The following is a 21,711-nucleotide window of genomic DNA, read 5'->3' on the forward strand; positions in this document are numbered from 1 at the left end:
TCACATGCTTAAGATGCCGGCTAGCTCAGCAGTAGGGTCCTGTTTCTTGGGACCCAACAGTCTCTGTCGACTGGATGGGTCGAGGCCAAGCAAAGATCCAAAGGTTGCCATTTGCCTTGTAGCCTCGTTGATGATTGTCGCCGCAGGGTTCTTAACGATCCCGCCTTGCGCCCCTTCGACAGTAATGCCGTTCCTAGCAATATCTTCTTCGGCCATTCGGAATCTGCCGTAAGCCGCACAATAAAACTCTAGGTTCTGAATATCGGTTGCCTGTAGCACCTGCTCTGCACAGAGTAGCGGTGCCAAGTGCTCCCACAAATTACGGCCCGGCCCTTGCAGCCAGTCCGGTGCATCAATATTTACTACACCACCAAACTCAGGTGCATCTTTGTTCAGTGCGCGCTTACCAGGATTGCCAGCAGCAACCTTACGCTCGGTCGGTTTTGGCCTACGACCTGAACGCCCCGGAACACCCGCCATACCCCCTCCCACTAAATTTCATTTTACGCGGGGATAAAAATCTACTTAGACGGGCGGTCTAGGAAATGAAAAGATTTTGGGTTTTATACCCCCCCTACCCTACGCCTGCTCGACTCCCTGCGTGTTTTTTCCTTATGACAGTCCTCGCAAATGGTTTGCAAGTTCTCATAAGCATCCGTTCCGCCCTCTGCTTTGGGGATACGGTGATCGACTTCATTGCCATACGTCACTAACCCCTTGGCTGCACACGGCCTGCACTGGTGACCATCACGCTTCAGCACAAACCTACGCTTGCGCTGCCACTCTGCACCATAGCCGCGCTGCGATGAGGTGCCACGCTCAGGGGCATTCCACCCAGACTCTTGATCTAAATGCTCGTCGCAATAGCCACCAGCATTCCTATGGGGGCGTCTGCACGTTTTAACCCTGCATGGTTTTTGTATTCTTCTTATCATCACCTCAATGCATTCCTCATGCCCGTACATCAAACACCAGACACAAAAAAGCCCAGCGCTATAGGCAACTGGGCTTTTTAGGTACAAGACCTCTTTTACTCTTTAGAAGGCGTATCCCAGCTTGATACTCCCAGACACCCCTTCACGTTTACCCACATAGCCTTGAACACCTACATCTACGTTCAACGCCTGCTGGGACGCCCACGGTTTTAAGGTTGCGCCTAGCTCCATCACTCCGGTATTGCCTTTGAACGATGGCTGATCAATGCCCAAGCCTGCCGCTTCACCCGATGCAGCCCCCTTGAACTCACGCTCAAATGCCAAGCCACCGTAAACCGTAAATGCATCACTGTTCACATAGCTATAGCGTGTGCCTACACGTAAGCGTGAACTGTTTGAAGAGTCTAAGTCCAAAGCGCTTTTGCCTATGTGTACCGTATCGGAACCTAAACGGCCCCAGGTGTAACGGCTGTAGACGTCTAGTGCTTGCTGCTCGTCTAGGCTAAGTACATAACCCCCACCTAGCATGGCACTGAAGTAGTTGGTGCGGGAAGTATACTTACCCCTCACCCCTTCAGCGTCCACCATGTCAGCACTATCAAAGGTGTTACGTGTACGACCGGCGCGCAGTGCTGCACTGATGTGGCCACCGGCTTTAACATTAGTGTTGATGGCTGTGTTAGCGGTACTACCCAAACCATCTACATGCAGCAATATACCGCCACCTGCATAGTTAGAATCACCACTACCACGCACCTTGCCTAAACGACCGAAATCATTGTGGCTCTTGTAACTACCGTCGCCATATTCCGCAAAGGCGGCTATCGTCAGAGTACTGGACTCATGCAGCGCAAAGCCCTTAGATACCCCTAGCGCAAACTTAATATCGTTAACATCAATGTGTGAACCGGTTTTGTAGCGGCTAGAACCACCAGCGCTCGCGAGAAACAGCCCTGCACCATTGCCGGAATTTTGTGCAGCGGCAATACCGTTTTCACTCACCATGTCAGCACCTTGGTTAGCCATGGCTAGCATGGCGGATCGGCCTTCTAGAAAGGACTTGGCTTTAGGGTTAATGCGTCCTGCGGGTTTACTCCCTCCAGTATCACCATTGCCATTGCCGTTGCCATTGCCATTGCCATTGCCGTTGCCGTTGCCGTTGCCGTTTGCGGGAGTATCATCCTTTTTATCCGCAATACCCAACACTAATTGGCCATCAGCCTCTCTTAAGGTGACGTCATACAAAATAAAATGCCCTTGTGCCACCGTGCTATTAACAAGCTGCGGCGTACCCTGCACAGTATCAATTAACGTCACCGTATCACCCACATTCAGCCTGTTACCATCGTCTTTCATGGCAATGCTGTGTTTGGTGTGATCTAACGCTACAGCCTTGGTACCCTCAATACGTATTAAGGTATCGGCGTTCACCACATCTTTAGGCAGTATCCAGTTGAAGTTCTCAAAGTGATGAATACCCTTTACCGATCCACGGTAACCATCTAGGTTTAAGGTGTTTCCTTGGTAGTAGCTTGTGAAATCGCTATCTTCATTCACCTTGCCATCACCGTTCACACTATAACCACCGTAAATGGAGCCGCCACTCGCGTAATTGCCATTGGAGTCTTTTTTACCAATGGTCAACGCATCACCCACTAAGGTCACTGAGTTGTGATTGGTATAGCCACCTTCGCCGTCAGTACTTGTACCTGTACTTGCATAACCTTTAGCACCACCTCGGCTGTAACCACCGTAAACATCTCCCGTCAGTGAGCTCACACCAGCTAAAGTGATGTGGTTATCAGTAACCGTACCACCAGCCCCACCGTTCGCGGAGGAGGAGGAGGAGGAGGAGGAGGAGAAGGCGTATTCTCCCGTCCCCCCACTACTGAACCCACCAAAAACCGAACCACCATCTAAACCTCCCGCTCCTGCTCCTGCTCCTGCTCCACCATACGTAGTAACACCACCTCCCGAGCCCCCCTCTGCGCCTGTGAGCGTGACATATTTCAAGATAATATGGTTACCGCTCACATCACCACCGGCACCACCATTCGCGGAGGAGGAGAGTGAGGAGGAGAAGGAGAAGGAGGAGCCTCCCGCCCCCCCACTACTGACCCCACCAAAAACCGAACCGCCATCTAAGCCTCCAGCTCCTCCTCCAATCAGATAAGAACTACCACCGGTACCGCCCTCTGCGCCTGTGAGCGTGACATATTTCAAGATAATATGGTTACCGCTCACATCACCACCAGCACCACCGTTCGCGGAGGAGGAGGAGGAGGAGGAGGAGGAGGCGTATCCCCCCGCACCACCACTACTCAACCCACCAAAAACTGAACCGCCACCTAAGCCTCCTGCCCCCGCTCCACCCCAGCTAGAAGCACCACCAGTACCGCCCTCTGCGCCTCTAAGCTCGACATCATTCAAGCTAATATGATTACCGCTCACATCACCACCAGCACCACCGTTCGCGGAGGAGGAGGAGGAGGAGGAGGTGTATCCCCCCGCACCACCACTACTCAACCCACCAAAAACCGTACCACCACCTAAGCCCCCTGCTCCTGCTCCTCCAAAACTAGACTTACCACCAGCGCCTCCCTCTGCGCCTGTAAGCGTGACTTTTTGCAAACTAATATGATTACCGCTCACATCACCACCGGCACCACCGTTCGCGGAGAAGGTGGCGTCTCCCCCCGCACCACCACTACTCAACCCACCAAAAACCGAACCGCCACCTAAGCCTCCTGCTCCGCCTCCGCCATATGTAGCACCAACTCCTGCAGCACCTGTATCACCCGTAATCTCCCCACCACTAAGATCTACTGGATCCTGGTTAATAATTGGCTGGCCATCCTTACCATCAGCATCGGCATCCGTAGTACCCGCATCACCGATGCTAGTCCTGTTTCGCTGCTCAGCTAATGTCCAATCAGCATGGAAACTCGCACCGTTTTCACCATGCGCGCCTCCTACTTGGGCATACGCTACACTGGACATAAACAGGCCGGCTGAAAGCGCCGCGACTAAGGGGGTTACAGGAAATTCCATCATCTGCTCCGGTTTCAAAAACCTATCGCTAAGGGAGGCCACACTTATCCCGTACTATGGGGATAGGGTATATGCCGGAGAGAAACAGTTCTCACAGCATCATAGCGCGTATATGTATATACGCGGGAGGATACCAGAACATTGATCTAGTAGATATCACTGAAAATAGGTAGAAGCTGTCGTACTACTCACTCTCTAGTGATACTAAAAATAGTCACAAACTGCTACTCCCTCTACAGACAAACCATCCATACCCAGACGCATGCACTAGGCCACGCGTCTATTGCCAGCTATCTGCCTATATCAGTTGCACATAGTTCCGCCTAGAGCCATCGACTAAGGCATCAAGTGCACCTTTCAAAAATATCGTAAACAGAGACAGTCGGGGGTTAGAACCCCCCTTACCGTATCCTTTTTTCTAGGGGCCCCCGGATTTTTATTTAAATAATAACAATTCTCATTACAAAACATTAAAGCCCTGTGCTCCCATACTCCAAACCAAAAAAAGCCCAGCGCTACAGGCAACTGGGCTTTTTAGGTACAAGACCTTTTTTACTCGTTAGAAGGCGTATCCCAGCTTGATACTTCCTGATACCCCTTCACGTTTACCCACGTAGCCTTGAACACCTACATCTACGCTCAACGCCTGCTGGGACGCCCATGGTTTTAAGGTGGCGCCTAGTTCCATTACACCGGTATTGCCTTTAAACGATGGCTGATCAATACCCAAGCCAGCCGCTTCACCCGATGCGGAACCCTTAAACTCACGCTCAAATGCCAAGCCGCCGTAAACGGTAAACGCATCACTGCTCACATAGCTATAACGTGTGCCTACTCGCAAACGTGAACTGTTTGAAGAATCCAAGTCCAAAGCACTTTTACCTATGTGTACCGTATCGGAACCCAAACGGCCCCATGTGTAACGGCCATAGACGTCTAGTGCTTGCTGCTCGTCTAGGCTAAGTACATAACCCGCACCCAGCATGGCACTGAAGTAATTCGTGCGGGATTTGTAGCGACCACTTACCCCTTCGGCATCCACCATGTCGGCACTGTCAAAGGTGTTGCGAGTACGACCGGCACGCAGTGCTGCACTGATATGGCCACCGGCTTTAACGTGGGAGTTGATGGCTGCGCTAGCTGTACTGCCTAAACCATCCACATGCAGCAATACACCGCCACCCGCATAGTTGGAATCACCACTACCTCGCACCTTACCTAAACTACCGAAATCATTGTGGCTCTTGTAACTACCATCGCCATACTCCGCAAAGGCCGCTACCGTCAGAGTACTGGACTCATGCAGCGCAAAGCCCTTAGATACCCCTAGTGCAAACTTAATATCGTTAACATCAATGTGTGAGCCGGTTTTGTAGCGGCTAGAACCTCCTGCACTGGTGAGAAATAGTCCTGCGCCATTGCCGGAGTTTTGCGCAGCAGCAATACCGTTTTCACTGACCATATCAGCACCTTGGTTAGTCATGGCTAGCATGGCTGAGCGGCCTTCTAGGAAAGATTTAGCTTTAGGATTGATGCGTCCAGCGGGAGTGTTTCCCCCATTATCTGAATCACCATTGCCGTTGCCATTGCCGTTGCCGTTGCCGTTGCCATTGCCGTTGCCGTTGCCGTTGCCATTGCCACTGCCATTGCCACTGCCATTGCCGTTGCCATTGCCATTGCCATTGCCGTTGCCGTTGCCGTTGCCGTTGCTAGTATCATCCTTTTTACCTGCAATACCCAGCACTAATTGACCATTAGCCTCTCTTAAGGTGACGTCATACAGAATAAAGTGCCCTTGCTCCACCGTTGGGTTTGTCAGTTGTGGGGTGCCTTGAACGTGATCAATCAACGTCACCGTATCACCCACACTCAGCCTATTGCCATCGTCTTTCATGGCAATGCTGTGTTTAGTGTGATCTAACGCTACAGCCTTGGTACCCTCAATACGAATCAAGGTATCTGCATTCACCACATCCTTAGGCAGTATCCAGGTGAAGTTCTCGAAGTGATAGATTCCTTTAACTGATCCACGGTAACCATCTAGGTTTAAGGTGTTTCCTTGGTAGTAGCTTGTGAAATCGCTATCTTCATTCACCTTGCCATTGCCGTTCACACTATAGCCACCGTAAACAGAACCACCACTCTCGTAACTGCCTGTGGAGTCTTTTTTACCAATGGTCAATGCATCCCCCACCAAGGTCACTGAGTTATGGTTGGTATACCCACCCTCCCCATCATCACCTGTATAACCCTTAGCACCGCCTCGGCTGTAACCACCATAGATATCACCCGTTAACGAGCTCACGCCAGCTAAGGTGATATGGTTTTCGGTAACTGCACCACCTGCCCCCCCGTTTGCGAAGGCGGAGCTGGACATGGCGAATCCCCCCGCACCACCACTGCTGATGCCACCAAAGACCGAGCCGCCACCTAAACCGCCTGCCCCTGCTCCTTCTCCCCCAAAACCAGAAGTACCACCACTACCACCCTCAGCACCTGTGAGCGTCACATTGCTCAAACGAATACGGTTATCGCTGACATTACCTCCCGCTCCTCCATTCGTAGAGGAGCTGGAGGAGTATCCCCCCGCACCACCGCTACTGATACCGCCAAAGACTGAGCCACCGCCCAAGCCTCCTGCTCCTGCTCCCCCAAAACCAGAAGTACCACCACTACCACCCTCAGCACCTGTGAGCGTCACATTGCTCAAACGAATACGGTTACCGCTGACATTACCTCCCGCTCCTCCATGCGAGGAGGAGGAGCGGAAGGAGGAGTAGGTGGCCCCCCCCGCTCCACCACTGCTGATGCCACCAAAGACCGAGCCACCGCCTAAGCCTCCTGCTCCACCAGCTCCACCATTACTAAGAGCACCACCAACAACACCACCATCACCACCATCACCACCCTCAGCACCTGTGAGCGTCACATCGCTCAAACGAATATGGTTACCGCTCACCTCACCACCGGCACCACCGTTCGCTGAGAAGGAGGAGCTGGCGTATCCCCCCGCTCCACCACTGCTGATACCACCAAAGACCGTACCACCGCCTAAGCCTCCAGCCCCCGCTCCTCCATTAGCAGAATCACCACCAGCGCCTCTTGCCCTACCTGTAATCTCCCCACCACTCAACTCTATGCGTGGCTGGTCAATAATTGGCTGGCCATCCTTAGCATCAGCATCGGCATACGTAGTACCCGCATCACCGATGCTAGTCCTGTTTCGCTGCTCAGCTAATGTCCAATCAGCATGGAAACTCTCACCGTTTTCACCATGCGCGCCTCCTCCTACTTGGGCATACCCTACACTGCACATAAACAGGCCGGTAGAAAGTGCCGCGACTAAAGGGGTTACAGGAAATTGCATCACATGCTCCGTTATCTGATCTCTCTATGACGAAGTAGGCTAACAGAGCACTACAGTATTGAATATCACTGAAAACTGGTAGCCACACGTGCTCCAAGCGTATGCACCTACATAGAAAGCCCTGAATTGCGGTTTATAAACCACCCATGCCCAGCCACATGCACTAGGCCGCGCTCGTTAACCTGCTCACGCGCCTCTCGCCAGCCTGCGGCCTGAACCTCTTGCAGACACCTCCAACCAGGGTCATCAACTAATGCCACCCTATCCATCTTAGGCAGGGCGTCACGCTCAATGATGCATAGATAAAAAGCCACAGCGCTCCTCTGGAATACTTCGATTTCAAATAGAAGAATTAAAGGTGCGATTTCAAATCGCACCAGTGACACCCATCACCAACTACGTATGATTAGCTCCGCGCTTTTAGACCTGTTCTCCACCTTACCCACCGAGTACTGGATACCCACCACATCAAAAGTAAACCCCTTAAAGATTTCCCTAATGTCTGGATGATCGTTAATACTCAGGATGGCTTTACCTTGCATTGTCCGCATAACCTCAGCCATGCGCACATACTCATCAATCCCGAACTCATTGCCATACCCCGCAGTTTCCCAATACGGTGGATCAAGATAAAACAACGAGTGAGGGCGGTCGTAACGCTTTACACAGTCTGCCCAGTGCAAATGCTCCACATGTACCTGACATAACCTTAAATGAGCCATTGACAGCTCTTCTTCCAAACGAAGGAATCCAAACTTTGATGGTGACGTAGTGGCATACCCAAAGGTAGGGCTATCTGATTTACCGCCAAACGCCAGTTTTTGCAGATAGAAGAACCGCGCTGCTCGCTGAATATCAGTTAGCGTTTCAGGCCTCTTCATCTTCTCCCATTCAAACAGTTGTCTAGATGTTAGCGCCCACTTGTACTGCCTTATAAACTCTTCCAGATGGTGCTGCACCACTCGATAGAGGTTCACTAAATCACCATTTAGATCATTAAGCACCTCAACCTTTGCCGGATTTGGCCGCATAAAAAACAACGCCGCACCACCAGCAAACGGCTCTACATAGCACGTATGCTCTGGAAAAATAGGGAGAATATGTTTAGCTAGGCGGCGTTTGCCACCCATCCAAGGAATAATAGGTTTTGCCATGGTCGTGTCCATTGTGATACCGTTACTCCCGCCTACGTAGGTGGGGACGGCCTTGGGTCGATCACAGGCTTGGTCTGTGTATTGGCTGGCAGGCTAAGGGTTGCCGCCCTGAATCTGTCGCCGTTCTCTTTTGCTAGATAAAATAAAAGCCCGCCAATCTCACAACTGGCGGGCTTTTTCGTCACGTGCGTTTTCTATAGACGTGACTTCTCGACCTCTATGTTACCGATTGCGTTACCGAATGTGCGATGCAATGTTATCGTTCGGTAACATTTGCCCCACTGGACGCCAGACATACATGTCCCCGTAGCGCCCCGGCTCCGGTTTAACGATCTCAACTAATCCGTGCTCCGCTAAAGCACGCATCGCCCGTTGAATCCCTCTCTCATACTTTGCGCGCTCACCTTTTGGTAGTGCGCGCCCTTTAGATACGTGACGTACCAGCTCATACATCCGAAACGGGCGACCAGGATAGCAAGACAATAAATCACCAGCATTGGCATAGATACTCACTTAAACGCCCCCCAAACCTTTTTTCTAAAACTCAACAGCGCTAACTTGTAGTAATCCACTGTTATCCCTATTTTCCTGCTAGCTGCCTCAGCTCTGATGTGATCAGGCATATTGCCGTACTCCTTAACCCGCGTGTACTCAGCATGCAATACCCTTCGATCCTCACGAGGCAGCAGCTGGTATATCCCCTCTACCAGCTGCGCACGCTCATAGTTCACTGGAGTATTGTCTTGCTCCTCATCGTCCACCTCTTGGAGCGGATACATGCACTGGCGAGGCTCCTGTACCACCCGATGCGGACCGGGCATGCTCCCTACCCAATGCATCCGCGCCCAGTTCTGTATCTCGTACTCGACCCATGAAGGTATTTGCATCACACCTCCTTGATTTCAATTCCATGCACATGCAGCATCAAAGCGCTTTTGAGAGCGAACACATCAGTGCGCACACCCTTTACGTCCTCCACAACCAGAGCGCCATCGCGCATATAAACAAAGTCAGCGTAATAGGTGACTACTCGCACCGCCTTACCGTCTGACTTGCGCTGTGTAGGTATCAGCTCGTAGCGTTTCTGTAGCTCAAGATCAGTAATCTCTCCGGCCTGCAGTAATAGCTTTAGTGCCTGGTACCGCCGAGCCTCTTTCTTGCTATCGAACTTATGACCGTCTACAACCGTTTTAACGTTCTTGTATTTAGGTGCCTTCTTGCACCCCCGCGCCGTTATGACTGCTGCCATCAAAGCCTCCACAGCATTGGCTTAGTGTTTTTTAAAGCATTGAATATCTGCGGCACACCACGCTTGAGCCCAAAGTGATGCAACGTATTGCGATACCCAAAGTCACACACCAGCTTGAGGTACTTATCTACTATTTCTGTTCTGCCGTGCAAATCCCACCAGCAAGCTATGACTGGCTGACACCGCTCAAGCTGCTCTAATGCCCATGTCCCTACCTCTGTCCAGTAGGCATCACGCGCTATATGAGGATCCAAAAACAGCAGATCAACACCGCCCCCGCCCATGGCTTTTGCTTTGATTTCACAATCACGTATCGACACACGGTCAATACTTAGCGGCTCTCGCAAGAAAACAAAGCCAACTGACGGCACGCTTGCATCCCACTGATTTCGGTACCCGATACAGGTGCCATGGTCTTTTGATCGGTAATATTGCCCACTCATGCGGCCACCTTCGCCCTGTGGCTTTCCCAGTTAAACACTACGGCCTTGCCGCCACCTTCGCGCAAACGGTCAAAGACACGCTCACCTAGGTATTTCTTCAATGGCTCCATCGCCAAGTTACTGATGATGATGGTGGGCTTCATCTGCTCATAGCGGCCGTTGATAATCTCGAAAAGGATCATTTCTTCGGTAGCACTACCAAACTGCACTCCCACCTCGTCAATGATTAGCAGGTCTGGTGCAATCAACGCATTAATGGCTTGGCGTTCCGTCTGTGTAGCGCCATGACCATAGGTTTCTTTAACACTGCGTACAGCCGACAGCACCGAGGTAAAAACTGCCGTGTAACCTTGAGCAATCAAAGCATGCGCTGCCGATGCAGCTAGGTGCGTTTTTCCTGTGCCTACCGTGCCCATCAAAATCAGGCTACGGCCCGAAGCAAGACTGTCTGCAAAGTTTTCCGCATACTCACGCACTGTTTCCAAAGCCTTGGCAGAGTTGGAGCACGTGGCACGATAGTTTGCAAAGCGACGATCCATGAACCGTGGAGGAATGGCGGCTCGCTGCATCGTGTTATTCATCACAGCTTGGCGACGCCCTGCGTTGATATCATCAATAATTTTCTGCGCATCACTTTTAGTGCCCGCCTCAGTGCATGCAGGGCATGTGGTCCAAAACTCCGTTCTTCCCAGAGTGACGTGCTGTGACTGGTATTCGCCGTGCTGATCGCAGCAGCGTGTAGCGACCTCTGCGCCTTGCATGGCCTTAGAAACTTCCATCATTACCAACCCCTTTGCTGTAATCCTGACCCGCAAAACCCTCGCCTTGGTTGCCAGTTGCTTGAATCCCTGAGCCCTTAACCCATGCAGCCTTAAAGCCTCTCCACGAACGCTCTACACATTCAGTCAAAGCAGCCTCCAAGGACCAGCCAGCAATGCCAGCCTCACGTTTGACGCCATCCAGTGCTAGCGGAGTCAGCTCATGACCCAGTTTTTTACGAAGTGCCAGAAACTCTTTGGCTACTTTTTCAGAAACACCATCCGCCATTAGTTCATCCAAAGAAACTGGAAGCACCGGCCCTGACGGTGCCTCTTGTGGTTCTATGACGGTTCCTTGATGGTTATTGGTGGTTATGGGTGCAGGATTTGCGGGGGCGGGTGCAGCTCCTGCGGGGGTGGGGTGCAGATTCTGCGGGGGTTCTGACTCTTTTTGCGGGGGTGCAGATTCTGCGGGGGTGCAGGATTTGCGGGGGTTTGGTGTGTAATTGTCCGCTTTGATCGTGTACACGTTTGAACGGCCATTACGGTCTTCAACCGCCAAAATCTTTACCTCTTGCAAAAACTTAATTGCGTTCTGTACCGCACGCTCAGATAAGCAGGTACGCACAGCAATGTAAGCAACAGACGGCCAGCACACACCATCGTCATTGGCGTTATCAGCCAGACTGATCAATACAGCCTTCTGGCTTGCATTCATGCCCTGCAAAGGCCAGCATTGCGTCATAATTATTGTGCTCATAGCGCCCCCAAACTGGTGACGTACTCTCTAGGTACTGGTAAAATAATCAGCATTCAATAGCCTCACTTTGTTGAATCGCCCCCAGAGCTGTTAGCGCAGCTGCTGGGATTTCTTTTATCTGCTGTAGGCATGTGGCCAACAACTCGTATTCAGTGCCGTAAGCGGCTTCAAATCTTTTCTTCCATGGATGCACTGCAATAAGACCTGGCGCACCTGTGCCGTCTTGATGATGACCAGCGCATAGTGGCAATACATACCAGTGGGCATTTGGTTTGGTGCGTCCATCAATGTGATGGATACTGACCTCCATCTGCTCCCTACCCTCTACACGACAAGCAGCACACCCAAGCGCCGCTAACTGATCGTGAAAACGCTTCTGCTCAGCAGTCACCGGACGACCTTTCATGCCACGCGACGCCATAGGCGTCTTCTTGCTTGTCGTGGGCTTTTGGGGACGGTTCATACCTCTCTTTGGCTCCCACGGTTTCTTAGTACGTAGCGGCTTTGCGCTGGCCCGTAGAGTGCTGTTCCATGCTTTATTCATCGCTATATACCTGCAGCAGCTTTCAAAGACGTTGGCAACGTGAATGCCAAGCCCTTACTCGCTATCAAACGCACAAAATCAGCCGGTGGCAGCTTCGCTAAGCTATCGACACCAGTTGCCTCATAAATTGCAGCCTTGATCGCAAAAGTACGGCTCGCCTTGTCTTGGTCATGATTCACACAAAAGGCTTTGGCTACGCGTGGATTGTTAAACCAACCCAGTTTGAAGAGGTCTGTGTAGTCGGTGCCGTAAATGGGCTGTGAGTTACCGAGCATGTTTTCTCACTCCTCTTAACGTGTTTCGCTCTGCACGATGCAACAGAACACGGGTATCTCTAAATAGAGGTACCAACTGATCCGCCTCACTCTGCTCAATAACGTTGTCTTGCACTGTTGCTGAGGTAGCGGCAGCAATCTTTCCCCACTTTTCAGAGATAAGCAGAAACTTCTCCTGCAACGCTTTGCACTCGTCATCCCAACCACCTATTGGTTCTGATGGCACACAGTCCACATGGATACCGCGCTGTGCATTCATCACCAGCAGCCAGTCCCAGGCGTACTCCTTGCCGCCCTCTTTCTCCTCCATCCACTCACTGAGAAGTTCTGCCATGGATACGCTGATCTCATCGCCATTCACTGCACGGAGCTTTGCACGTAGGCTCTCTGGATGGATGCTGCGCCCCCGGCGCTCTGTTAGATAACGAGCAGCATCAGTTAACCCACCATGAGTACGACGAACGCTGTTGTAGAGAACATCCAGCCAGTCTGTATTTGAGTAATGAAGCGTCACCTTGAAACCTCTTTCATTTCAGCGTATCGCCGGACAGACCAACGACATATAGTGTTAACAACGGAGCAAAAATCATGGAAATAACACAGACAGAACAACTGTTAAAAAATGCTTATGCCATCTGCCAAAAAATCACCGACAGAAGCGACATTAGTTATGAGCTGCTACATGCCGTCTTTGAGCGACTATGTATGGAGCAGGACATGCAAGAAGTTCTTGAGCCGCAGCACCACTCGCATGACCTGCATTAATGGGTGGTCAACCCCAATCAGGTATATTCAGAGATTCCAGTAACTAAACTTTTCCTAAAAGGAGTTGACCATGGATCCAATGGCCATCTTCACCGGTATCACTCATGGCATTTCAGCCTACAAGACGGCTGTAGAAACGCTGGATGAAGCGAAGGTCACGGCGGCTACCAATGAACTTCATATTCAACTCATGCATATCGGAGCAGAGGTAATCGCCATGCAAAATAAGAGCCTTGAGTCCACCGAGCGCGAGGCCACGGCGCTGGCTCGCATACGTGAACTTGAAGACCAGGTTCGCAAGCTTGAAAAACGCAATCGAGATTTTTCCCGCTACGATTTGGTCGAGGACTACCCTGGAACTTTCACTCTTCGCATAAAAGAATCTGCCCGGAACGGAGAGCCAGTGCATCACCTTTGCCCCAGCTGCCGAGATAACAAATCGGTGAAGTCGATACTCCAAATCACAGCCAAGAACAATGAAATTGCGCAATGCCCTACGTGCAAAACTGAATTTAGGCTTGCTCCACCATGGATGCCTTCTCTCTAAACGAAGCATCCGAAACAACCGATGAAACAAGACACCCGACAACTCACGAAGGTTACGCATGACTGGACTCTCTGATATTGGACTCTGGCAGAGATGAAAACTCCCTCACCAAATCCTCTGCTCGTAAACGACTATCTGCTCTGATCAACCGCCCGATTACCTCTATTGACGGCTTTCTACCGCTCCATTGCGTTGCTATCTGCCATAGATATGCAGGACTAATCCCCGCATTTTCAGCAAGAGCATTTCGTGAAGCTTTATCGAGAGTTTTGTATAGATCAGATAGTTTCATAACCAAAGATTAGCGCGGAACTAATCATCAAGTCAATAGCGCAGCGCTAACCCACAAGATTAGCGCTAAGCTATTTAATCTAACTATGAAAACTGTTGAAGAAACGCGTCTAGAACGCCTAAAAGAACTAATACAGAAACATGAGTCTGCTGCTGCTCTCAATCGAGCCGCCGGTAGGAATGAACGTGACTCGACGTTTAGTCAGCTTATAAACGGATCACTCAATAGCAAAACTCAGAAGCCTAAAACAATGGGCTCTGACCTAGCGAGACAGCTTGAGGAAAGTTTAGGCCTGCCTCGTGGCTGGATGGATACTCCGGAAACCCTGACCGCCGGCGTTGATGCTTCTCGACTAGCTGCAAAATCAACACATCACAACTCAGTTTCCAAAAATGCCGATATAGCCATTTTTGAGCGCTTAGACGTAAGAGCGGCTTGCGGATCAGGTATCGGGAACTCCGACTACCCCGAAGTGCTTTCCACTATGTCCATGCCTATTGGTATGGCGCAGAAGATGCTGGGAACAACCAATAAAGCTAACTCGGTCAAGATCGTCATGGCCTCGCGGGACTCAATGGTGCCAACCATTAATCCAGACGACCTGCTGTTTGTTGATGTATCAGTGAATGAATACGTATCAGAAGGCGTTTATCTTCTGGTGCATGACAAAGACTTGGTGTGTAAACGTCTATCGCGTCCTGGTAGAGACGTAATGGTCACGTCTGACAATAACAAATACCCCTCATGGAAATGGTCGGAAAGACCTGAAGACACACGCATCGTAGGCCGCGTAATTAGGGCGTTGCCGATTCAGTTCAAGAATTTTGGTGGCGAATAGCCACTCCCCCCAGCAGTAACATTGCGCACAAATCGTATCGCTGCGCTCTGATGTAGCATTAGAAGTAGTAGTAAAGCGCTGCGCACAAGCTGGAGAGGTGCGCTTTTACAGGTATTGCCAACTAGCTGAGTTGCTCTATCAGCTGCTGTGTAGGCGCATTAACAACACCAGAAACTGATATGCTCCCTAGTGAACTTAAAAATCATAAACTGTCTGAAAAACGTTTAGACTGCACCGAAATTGCCTTTTCGCCACTTAAAAAAGGCTCTCTACCTGGACAGTTCAAGCGTATGGGAAGGCCTGGTACATTCTCCTCTGGCTTTATACAAGTCTCCGATACTCATAAAGTGCTCTTTGTATGGCGTAATGGCGAGATTAAGACAGACTCTTCGTTCTATGGGTATTTTGTCCATAACCCATCTCCAGTTGAACGCCGCATTTTGTTTGAGCTACATTGGCACCCCAGCCATAAAGGAATACACTGCGTAACCCCTTGCAATACGGCCCTAGACCTGAACAACAGAATGTTAGTAGCTCAGCCAGATATTAACCTAAAAGGTAACCTGGACTGGGACCCAAGAAGTAAAGATGATCGCCAAAAACTGATACACCTTTTTTGTAATGCATGCGGAATCAGTATAAAAAGCCCCGTATCCAGAAACCAAAATGAATTATGGAATTAATGCGTATTAAACACTCTATATGCCAGCTCTTTCAGGTGCTACCTGATGAAGGCGGCGTTTGGCGTGTGGTTACACCTCTAGAGTACCCAGGGACAAGCCATAATATTGTCATTCGTATTCGTCAAAAAAATGGCTCATTCCAAATTGATGAAAATGGGGACTCTCTTTTTCAAGCTGAGCTATCTGGCGGAAACACTGAATCCATGGGACTATCACGCTGGAAGGGAGCCCTCAACACAATCCTTCCTGTTGAAATTGATGAAAATGACACAATTAAAACAACAACAGCTAACGCCGACTCCATTCCGGCATTGATATTTCGCGTCGCTGAGGCAGCCCAACAAGCCTTTGCTATCGCGACATCATATGAAGAACGTCAAAGCTCAGCACAATTCAAAGAGCTTGTCGGTCAAGCTGTCAATACAGCATGTAGCCGTTTTGAAGTCCCTTATCATACTGACGCCATACTACCTATTGCAGGTGAGTTTGTAGCAGACTTCTTAATTGATGCCCCATCCAAGCCTTTGATTGTTATTGCCGCAACTGGCGTACAGCGTCTACTTGAGGCTGAAATTATTCACATGCAATATCGCAATGAGGAATTGCCGGGCTTCATTTTAGCGGCAGTTGAAAGCCAAAAGCATGTAGGCCCAAAACAATTTGAACGTGCAAATTACTATACTGATAAGACGGTCACTTTTCATCAAACTCAGTTTTCTAACTTAGTTGGCGGAATGCTCCACTAAAAATACAGCCGCCTCTTTAGGCGGATTTTTTATGGGCTACTCTATTCTCTGTAGGTAACCTTATAATGTCAGCTATCGGCCATAAGCAGTCATCCATCATTGCTCTTTGGACTACTTACAAGCGGACAATCTCGAATTTTTTAGTTTTGTCTAAAAAGTTTGCTTGCGATTGCTCACTCACATAAATTCGAATAGATTCAGTTTTATGAGAACGACAATTTTTTTGTCTGTCGTCTAAATCTAGTTAGATCTCCACGGTATCCTTATGCAAGACACAAAGCGTCTAAGAATTAAGTACAACAATGAATGGCCCAGTCAGTTTCTATTCCCGGCCGAACAGCAACTCAAAAAAATCCTTGATGAAAATAATGTCCAACAGGGATTTATCCCCGCCAAGCTGGCACCCTCGACCGATCAAGAGTTCCACTCTTTGCTTGGACATTTTTTAGAGTGCCTAGATCAACTTCCATACAGGCCTGACGTGGCGTTTGATGCCATTTGGAAGACGTTAGACGCTGAGTTTTTTCGCGTGAAAGATGAAGTGTCCGCGCCACAGCATGAATCACGATTTGACAGCTTTGTTAATAAAGTCACCACTGACCAGAATACTTGTAAAGCGTTTCTCCCTCTCGCCAATGTCATTCCCATGCAGACATGCGAATTTGCAGCGAAGAGAATTCTCAAAAGCAAAGCAACACCGGATCAACACTCGGAAGCATTCCTAAAGCGCGTTAAAAGCTGTTTCGGAAATGCGTTGTACTCGGCATTTCTATCAAAATATGAGCCAATTTGGGTTACCTCACCAGATGAAGCTCAAAGAAAATCTGGTGCATTTCTTAGGAAATTAGTTCTAGGCAATGAGATGGATATAAATGGTGAAAAGTACACTCTTTCGCAAGAGCAAAAAACGTCATTTCTAGTCTCTATCGTAATGCCGCAATTCAGAAATGAGCGCTTTCACGGAACCACATTTCCGCCTTTTAGAAGTAGTGCTGCGAAGCTGAAAACCTATGCCCACGGGTATTTCATACTGCAAGTTGCTTATGCCTTGCTTCTTGAGGTTTTTCTCTATCGAAACTTCAACGTAATTAGCCAAGCTGATGCCAGCGTAGCAATCCAACGCAACAAAGAGCTTTTTGTGAGTCTGTTTGAACGTGAGCTTACGAAATAAACTTAAAAATTCGTGCCGGCGCCGCTGAGCTCTCACGTTAGGTGCCAATGGCGGAGTTATCGATGTTCGAAGTTCTTTCCGCGCTAGCGAACATTGCGACGGCCTGTGCGGTCATCGTGGCTGCGGGCAGCTAGTCCTGTCGCAGAGACAAGCTGTCACGACCTTTGAGGACTACTTGGCCAAGGAGTACCTTGATATTGCAGTCACTCTGCCAGTTAAAGCGCTGCTTGGCGAGAGGCTTAGTGAGTCAGAGCACATCGACAACTTCGATGAGTTCTACCGGTACTTTGATCTATGCAATCAACAAGCGTTTCTTAAGCAGTCCGGTCGTGTCTCCGACAAAACTTGGCGGTTTTGGCTGGAGGGCATCGTATCGAACCTCAAGCATCCAGCTTTTGAGCGCGCATGGTCGGAAGTCGCTGCCCGCTCCAACAGCGACTTCGCAGAGTTACGCGCTCTGGTTCCGCCCAAGCCACTCTCCTCCAGTGGCACGGTTGGTGCCTAACCATTCACTCAAGCCGACGCGGCTTCGCGGCGCGGCTTAACTCAAGTGTCAGTTATTTGAGTGTCTGCTTTGGGTCGATAGCAGACATACACAACAAGCTAAAGGTTGATCTGTTAGCCTAACAATCCCTGCCACATAAAGACAAGGCCGCCTCTCTAGGCGGCTTTTTTGTGGGCTGCTCTATTTTTAGCTAGACCTTATAATGGCTGCTGTCGGCCAGAAGCCAACACTGCGATAAGTGTCAATTATCGGGAACTGTGGCAATAATGCTAGCCTGTAAGCTGGTTTTTGCATGTATATAATTAGGCAATCTGTACCCAATAGCTTCTTAACAACCTATCTTGCCTTAGCTATTTTGTACATTCTTAAATCAAAAGCCACGTAAGATCAGCCAAAAAAAGAGGGGAGTGAAATGGCTAGCCACGTGAACAAACATGGACTGTCTAGACGCATACCTAGTCATATAAAAAGAGAAATTCGTCAGCGTTGTGGGTTCGGTTGTGTGATCTGTGGGTTCGGATTTTATGACTATGAGCATTTTGATCCGGACTTTGTAGACGCCAAAGTCCATTCTCCCGAAGGCATGACTTTGCTATGCTCACAGTGCAATCAGAAACGCGCGAGAAAGCGGCTTTCAGCAGCCACCGTGGCAGCGGCCAACGCTAACCCTAAGTGCTTACAGCAAGGGTTCACTAGCGAGCTATTTGATTTTGGCTTAAACCCAATCGAAGTAAACTTTGCAGGCAACCAGTTCATTGACTGCAAACACATCATTGAGATCAACGGAACCCCAATTTTGTCACTGACACCGCCTAAGCAAGAAGGTCAGTCATTTTTGATTTCAGGCATCTTCACTGATGAACTTGGTCGGATCGCACTCACCATTCAAGAAAATGCTTGGCAGGCGCGAGCATCTAATTGGGATATTGAGTGCGAGGGGCCAAGAATCACTGTCAGAACTGCATCTAGAAATGTAGCATTGCAGCTTTACCTAGAACCAGAAGCCAGCCGTCTAACCATCGAAAGAATTGATATGGCGTTCGACCGTGTCCGCTTAAAAGGAACTCTCGATTCACTTCAAATGTCGATTCATGAACAAGGGTGGAATACTATTTCAGGAAATAGCATACAATCTTGCTTCTGCGGTATCAGCATTCAGTCCGGCTCAAGAGTTGCAAACGACCCGATCTTCGACATTGCCTAATTGCCATGCAGCTCAATAGTAAGCCTCCGGTGAATACTAAATCGACCAGAGTTTACTAGACACTTTCTAGCCACATAACACCCTTACCCCCCAGCCCTCCTCCGAGGGCTTTTTTGCGCCTGTTGCTATGGCTGATATGTAGCATCCTCTCCCCTATTCGTATAGCACGCTAGCAAGATCGACTTGCCACCCCTTAACCGCTAACACCACACCTCTCCGGCTTCGCTTCTGCTGAGTGATGCGCTAAACATCTCCACAAAACAAAAGATTAGCGCAGCGCTATTGACATAATGTTTAGCTCTGCGCTAATCTATATTTAACAACTCACCAAAGCCTAGCCCAAAGGGCAGCCAAACAGAGTTGCAAACGATCTTTAACAACAAGCAGTGTGGACCACACCACCCCAGCATTATCGGGGGCGGCGAATAACGGCACACAAAGACGCCACGCGCCCCGCTGTGAAGTGTTTAGGGTGCGGAAGGGAAACGGCTGCGCCCAGGCACAAAGAAAAGCAAAAAACCGGTATTCCTGCGATTGGCGTGAGGCCTTAAACATGCGCAGGGTTCGGCGCCCCCCTGATGTTGTTGGTAGGGGGCGGTAAGGAAACCGTACCGCAGCATTTACGGAACCACGTAGCACCAACGGCCTAGTGATAGGCCGCTTTGGTAAGCATCAATGGTGGTGCTTACTGAAGCGAAGAAAGTAAAGGAATAGAAGATGCTGATACTACGGCCTGAGGCAGTGATTTTCTGTAATAACCACATGGTGCTATTGATAGACAGCGAGAAGCCAAACTTGTTAATTCTTTTGTCCCCCATTCTTGTTGGGGAATTTGAACGCATTGACACCGAGCTCAGCGGTGTTACAGGTAAGGCGCTAGGGCGTTTTGTATTGCGGTCCATGCTGCCGGCGCATTCGTTAGACCAGCATCAATCAGCTTCATTACAAGGTGTTTTGTGGACTCGGCAGGCAGCTTTCGCAGCTCATCAATGTATCTCTGCTTATCAGGCTGCGGCAAATCAGCTGCCAGTATCTTAGCCTCAATCAAGTTTTTGATAGTTTCATCATGAAGCCTAACCGTCACTACACCAAGGATCGCCGACAAGCCGCCATCAGCCTCAATGAAATCAATACCTTCAGAAGTGATTTGGATAGAAACATCCCAGTCCATTTGATTCAGGTAGCGAGGGCCTTGCACTTTCAGAAGGCCGTGGCCCTCAAGGTATCTTATATCCGCGATAGCTTCTTCTGCTGTCATGTCAGCAATATCTTCAGAGCAGTCATGAAACTCAGGGAATGCTTGACGTGCAGCATTAAGAATAGCTTTTTGTCGTTCTCTGCAGAATTTTTCCATGATCAGTTCCCTTTTAACAATGGTTGTTGTGTGGAAACTCAATCATATCGAATCGGGACTGATCACCCTACTTTCTAATACCTAATGACTGATAAGCACCTCCCGACTGAGGGTATCTGTCGGCACAGTTTGGCGCGTTTCAATATCGCCTTAGCACCGATATACAACCACCTGTCTATAGACCGTGTTTACACCACCCTGCTTTATGGGAATGGAGCGCGTCAAACTGTGATTAATAGAAAGTCAGTACGAGTAACCTTAAGAAGCTTGTACCAAGAAAAAACCGCCTAGAAAGGCGGCTTAGGTGGCAAGGTGTTATTACTTGCTAATTAGTAAGGTAGCCCAGGAAACCTGTTTTTCAGGTTGCGGACAAAGTTACGACGGATTTCAGTGAGCCGCCTTTCTTGAGCTTGTTCTTCTTGCTGTTTAGCAGTTTGTTTAGGTTCAAGCAAAGGGGATACGTGCAGGGGGCTCATGCCACCCTGATTCAGTTTGTGGTAAATCATTAAGATCTCCAACGCTTCTTCATATTGATCATTGAGAGCGGTCGGGAGCTGGTGCTGCCAAAAGCGTAGCGTAGAAAAAAGTGAACGCGTAGTAAAAAGTTATAGGCGAGCGAGGGTGCTGGCCTTTTTTATGATTGTTGTAGATGTGTGTTAACGCACTCAGACACTATGGGGCTTTGAGGTACTTAAGTACACCTATACTTTGTAACAGTGTTCTCTACAGTAGGCACAAAAAAACCGGCACTTCGTAAAGTTACCGGTCTTTGCTCTTTTATGTTCTTGCTGTGTTATGCAAGAACCACTGTATTAGACAGCTTGAATTCTTGTAGCGCATGGTCCTTTTTGACCTTGGCCAACAACGAAAGATACTCGTTGGTTTTCATCAAGCGTTTTGTGATACCCATCTCCTTGGATTTCACTATGGTGTGCAAAGAGGTCCTTACTACCATCCTCTGGCATGATAAAGCCAAAGCCACGTGTGTTATCAAACCACTTCACAATACCGATTTCTGTTTTCAATATAAATCCTAAATTATCAGGGAAAAATATCCCTGCACCCACTAT

Annotated in this window: 24 protein-coding genes; 7 read left to right on the forward strand and 17 right to left on the reverse strand. The window is 49.4% G+C overall.

The window, feature by feature from the left end:
- From ACLO87_RS09425 to ACLO87_RS09485, 13 genes are all read right to left on the reverse strand, one after another.
- Positions 1 to 480, reverse strand: coding sequence for a phage terminase small subunit P27 family (locus ACLO87_RS09425; protein ID WP_430223508.1), 480 nt, complete (start codon positions 478 to 480; stop codon positions 1 to 3).
- A gap of 83 nt (positions 481 to 563) precedes the next feature.
- Positions 564 to 965 carry an HNH endonuclease gene (locus ACLO87_RS09430; RefSeq protein WP_430223509.1) on the reverse strand — a complete coding sequence of 134 codons (402 nt, stop codon included), beginning with the start codon at positions 963 to 965 and terminating at the stop codon, positions 564 to 566.
- A gap of 72 nt (positions 966 to 1,037) precedes the next feature.
- Positions 1,038 to 3,986: a hypothetical protein gene (locus ACLO87_RS09435; protein WP_430223510.1), complete on the reverse strand. Its 2,949-nt coding sequence runs from the start codon at positions 3,984 to 3,986 to the stop codon at positions 1,038 to 1,040.
- Positions 3,987 to 4,545: 559 nt separating this feature from the next.
- Complete coding sequence (locus ACLO87_RS09440; RefSeq protein ID WP_430223511.1) at positions 4,546 to 7,353, reverse strand: autotransporter; 2,808 nt, start codon at positions 7,351 to 7,353, stop codon at positions 4,546 to 4,548.
- A gap of 107 nt (positions 7,354 to 7,460) precedes the next feature.
- On the reverse strand, positions 7,461 to 7,667 hold the full coding sequence (locus ACLO87_RS09445) for a hypothetical protein (protein ID WP_430223512.1): 207 nt from the start codon (positions 7,665 to 7,667) through the stop codon (positions 7,461 to 7,463).
- A gap of 75 nt (positions 7,668 to 7,742) precedes the next feature.
- Positions 7,743 to 8,507 (reverse strand): DNA adenine methylase, encoded by a 765-nt coding sequence (locus ACLO87_RS09450; RefSeq protein WP_430223513.1) that lies wholly within the window; start codon positions 8,505 to 8,507, stop codon positions 7,743 to 7,745.
- An 886-nt stretch (positions 8,508 to 9,393) separates the two neighbouring features.
- Positions 9,394 to 9,756 (reverse strand): DUF1064 domain-containing protein, encoded by a 363-nt coding sequence (locus ACLO87_RS09455; protein ID WP_430223514.1) that lies wholly within the window; start codon positions 9,754 to 9,756, stop codon positions 9,394 to 9,396.
- The gene (locus ACLO87_RS09460) at positions 9,756 to 10,199 is read right to left on the reverse strand and encodes a hypothetical protein (RefSeq protein WP_430223515.1); all 444 of its coding nucleotides are present in this window, start codon (positions 10,197 to 10,199) and stop codon (positions 9,756 to 9,758) included. Before ACLO87_RS09460 ends, ACLO87_RS09455 begins: the two co-directional genes overlap by 1 nt.
- Positions 10,196 to 10,981 carry an ATP-binding protein gene (locus ACLO87_RS09465; protein WP_430223516.1) on the reverse strand — a complete coding sequence of 262 codons (786 nt, stop codon included), beginning with the start codon at positions 10,979 to 10,981 and terminating at the stop codon, positions 10,196 to 10,198. The genes ACLO87_RS09460 and ACLO87_RS09465 overlap by 4 nt, the downstream gene beginning before the upstream one ends.
- Positions 10,965 to 11,717: a helix-turn-helix domain-containing protein gene (locus ACLO87_RS09470; RefSeq protein WP_430223517.1), complete on the reverse strand. Its 753-nt coding sequence runs from the start codon at positions 11,715 to 11,717 to the stop codon at positions 10,965 to 10,967. Before ACLO87_RS09470 ends, ACLO87_RS09465 begins: the two co-directional genes overlap by 17 nt.
- Before the next feature lie 46 nt (positions 11,718 to 11,763).
- Positions 11,764 to 12,180 carry a Ref family recombination enhancement nuclease gene (locus ACLO87_RS09475; protein ID WP_430223518.1) on the reverse strand — a complete coding sequence of 139 codons (417 nt, stop codon included), beginning with the start codon at positions 12,178 to 12,180 and terminating at the stop codon, positions 11,764 to 11,766.
- Between the two features lie 83 nt (positions 12,181 to 12,263).
- Positions 12,264 to 12,536 (reverse strand): hypothetical protein, encoded by a 273-nt coding sequence (locus ACLO87_RS09480; RefSeq protein WP_430223519.1) that lies wholly within the window; start codon positions 12,534 to 12,536, stop codon positions 12,264 to 12,266.
- Positions 12,526 to 13,050 carry a phage regulatory CII family protein gene (locus ACLO87_RS09485; RefSeq protein ID WP_430223520.1) on the reverse strand — a complete coding sequence of 175 codons (525 nt, stop codon included), beginning with the start codon at positions 13,048 to 13,050 and terminating at the stop codon, positions 12,526 to 12,528. Before ACLO87_RS09485 ends, ACLO87_RS09480 begins: the two co-directional genes overlap by 11 nt.
- Positions 13,051 to 13,124: 74 nt before the next feature.
- Between ACLO87_RS09485 and ACLO87_RS09490 the strand changes: the two genes are divergently transcribed.
- The 7 genes from ACLO87_RS09490 to ACLO87_RS09520 all read left to right on the forward strand — a co-directional run bounded on the left by ACLO87_RS09490 (position 13,125) and on the right by ACLO87_RS09520 (position 19,287).
- Positions 13,125 to 13,301, forward strand: a complete 177-nt coding sequence (locus ACLO87_RS09490) for a hypothetical protein (RefSeq protein WP_430223521.1) — start codon at positions 13,125 to 13,127, stop codon at positions 13,299 to 13,301.
- Positions 13,302 to 13,371: 70 nt separating this feature from the next.
- The gene (locus tag ACLO87_RS09495; protein ID WP_430223522.1) at positions 13,372 to 13,848 is read left to right on the forward strand and encodes a hypothetical protein; all 477 of its coding nucleotides are present in this window, start codon (positions 13,372 to 13,374) and stop codon (positions 13,846 to 13,848) included.
- Between the two features lie 377 nt (positions 13,849 to 14,225).
- Positions 14,226 to 14,978, forward strand: a complete 753-nt coding sequence (locus ACLO87_RS09500) for a S24 family peptidase (RefSeq protein WP_430223523.1) — start codon at positions 14,226 to 14,228, stop codon at positions 14,976 to 14,978.
- Positions 14,979 to 15,660: 682 nt separating this feature from the next.
- On the forward strand, positions 15,661 to 16,407 hold the full coding sequence (locus ACLO87_RS09505; RefSeq protein WP_430223524.1) for a hypothetical protein: 747 nt from the start codon (positions 15,661 to 15,663) through the stop codon (positions 16,405 to 16,407).
- A 265-nt stretch (positions 16,408 to 16,672) separates the two neighbouring features.
- Entirely contained in the window at positions 16,673 to 17,578 is a 906-nt protein-coding gene (locus ACLO87_RS09510; protein WP_430223525.1) for a hypothetical protein, read from the forward strand.
- Positions 17,579 to 17,753: 175 nt separating this feature from the next.
- Entirely contained in the window at positions 17,754 to 18,083 is a 330-nt protein-coding gene (locus tag ACLO87_RS09515; protein WP_430223526.1) for a hypothetical protein, read from the forward strand.
- A gap of 412 nt (positions 18,084 to 18,495) precedes the next feature.
- Positions 18,496 to 19,287: a hypothetical protein gene (locus ACLO87_RS09520; RefSeq protein WP_430223527.1), complete on the forward strand. Its 792-nt coding sequence runs from the start codon at positions 18,496 to 18,498 to the stop codon at positions 19,285 to 19,287.
- Between the two features lie 620 nt (positions 19,288 to 19,907).
- Here ACLO87_RS09520 and ACLO87_RS09525 read toward each other — a convergent pair.
- The 4 genes from ACLO87_RS09525 to ACLO87_RS09540 form a co-directional block, all read right to left on the reverse strand.
- Entirely contained in the window at positions 19,908 to 20,129 is a 222-nt protein-coding gene (locus ACLO87_RS09525; protein WP_430223528.1) for a hypothetical protein, read from the reverse strand.
- Between the two features lie 20 nt (positions 20,130 to 20,149).
- Complete coding sequence (locus ACLO87_RS09530; protein WP_430223529.1) at positions 20,150 to 20,641, reverse strand: hypothetical protein; 492 nt, start codon at positions 20,639 to 20,641, stop codon at positions 20,150 to 20,152.
- Positions 20,642 to 20,970: 329 nt separating this feature from the next.
- The gene (locus ACLO87_RS09535) at positions 20,971 to 21,147 is read right to left on the reverse strand and encodes a hypothetical protein (protein WP_166409716.1); all 177 of its coding nucleotides are present in this window, start codon (positions 21,145 to 21,147) and stop codon (positions 20,971 to 20,973) included.
- A 306-nt stretch (positions 21,148 to 21,453) separates the two neighbouring features.
- Positions 21,454 to 21,666 (reverse strand): cold-shock protein, encoded by a 213-nt coding sequence (locus ACLO87_RS09540; RefSeq protein WP_430223530.1) that lies wholly within the window; start codon positions 21,664 to 21,666, stop codon positions 21,454 to 21,456.
- Between the last annotated feature and the right edge of the window lie 45 nt (positions 21,667 to 21,711).

The sequence above is a fragment of the Paenalcaligenes sp. Me52 genome (genome assembly GCF_050487965.1).
In the GTDB taxonomy this organism is placed as follows: domain Bacteria; phylum Pseudomonadota; class Gammaproteobacteria; order Burkholderiales; family Burkholderiaceae_B; genus Paenalcaligenes.

Bases quoted from the DNA above. Each gene is read 5' to 3' on its own strand.
- ACLO87_RS09425 (WP_430223508.1), bottom strand. From the start codon at position 480: ATGGCGGGTGTTCCGGGGCGTTCAGGTCGTAGGCCAAAACCGACCGAG.
- ACLO87_RS09430 (WP_430223509.1), bottom strand. From the start codon at position 965: ATGTACGGGCATGAGGAATGCATTGAGGTGATGATAAGAAGAATACAA.
- ACLO87_RS09435 (WP_430223510.1), bottom strand. From the start codon at position 3,986: ATGGAATTTCCTGTAACCCCCTTAGTCGCGGCGCTTTCAGCCGGCCTG.
- ACLO87_RS09440 (WP_430223511.1), bottom strand. From the start codon at position 7,353: ATGCAATTTCCTGTAACCCCTTTAGTCGCGGCACTTTCTACCGGCCTG.
- ACLO87_RS09450 (WP_430223513.1), bottom strand. From the start codon at position 8,507: ATGGCAAAACCTATTATTCCTTGGATGGGTGGCAAACGCCGCCTAGCT.
- ACLO87_RS09455 (WP_430223514.1), bottom strand. From the start codon at position 9,756: ATGGCAGCAGTCATAACGGCGCGGGGGTGCAAGAAGGCACCTAAATAC.
- ACLO87_RS09460 (WP_430223515.1), bottom strand. From the start codon at position 10,199: ATGAGTGGGCAATATTACCGATCAAAAGACCATGGCACCTGTATCGGG.
- ACLO87_RS09465 (WP_430223516.1), bottom strand. From the start codon at position 10,981: ATGATGGAAGTTTCTAAGGCCATGCAAGGCGCAGAGGTCGCTACACGC.
- ACLO87_RS09470 (WP_430223517.1), bottom strand. From the start codon at position 11,717: ATGAGCACAATAATTATGACGCAATGCTGGCCTTTGCAGGGCATGAAT.
- ACLO87_RS09475 (WP_430223518.1), bottom strand. From the start codon at position 12,180: ATGAACCGTCCCCAAAAGCCCACGACAAGCAAGAAGACGCCTATGGCG.
- ACLO87_RS09480 (WP_430223519.1), bottom strand. From the start codon at position 12,536: ATGCTCGGTAACTCACAGCCCATTTACGGCACCGACTACACAGACCTC.
- ACLO87_RS09490 (WP_430223521.1), top strand. From the start codon at position 13,125: ATGGAAATAACACAGACAGAACAACTGTTAAAAAATGCTTATGCCATC.
- ACLO87_RS09495 (WP_430223522.1), top strand. From the start codon at position 13,372: ATGGATCCAATGGCCATCTTCACCGGTATCACTCATGGCATTTCAGCC.
- ACLO87_RS09500 (WP_430223523.1), top strand. From the start codon at position 14,226: ATGAAAACTGTTGAAGAAACGCGTCTAGAACGCCTAAAAGAACTAATA.
- ACLO87_RS09505 (WP_430223524.1), top strand. From the start codon at position 15,661: ATGCGTATTAAACACTCTATATGCCAGCTCTTTCAGGTGCTACCTGAT.
- ACLO87_RS09510 (WP_430223525.1), top strand. From the start codon at position 16,673: ATGCAAGACACAAAGCGTCTAAGAATTAAGTACAACAATGAATGGCCC.
- ACLO87_RS09520 (WP_430223527.1), top strand. From the start codon at position 18,496: ATGGCTAGCCACGTGAACAAACATGGACTGTCTAGACGCATACCTAGT.
- ACLO87_RS09525 (WP_430223528.1), bottom strand. From the start codon at position 20,129: ATGCGTTCAAATTCCCCAACAAGAATGGGGGACAAAAGAATTAACAAG.
- ACLO87_RS09530 (WP_430223529.1), bottom strand. From the start codon at position 20,641: ATGGAAAAATTCTGCAGAGAACGACAAAAAGCTATTCTTAATGCTGCA.
- ACLO87_RS09535 (WP_166409716.1), bottom strand. From the start codon at position 21,147: ATGATTTACCACAAACTGAATCAGGGTGGCATGAGCCCCCTGCACGTA.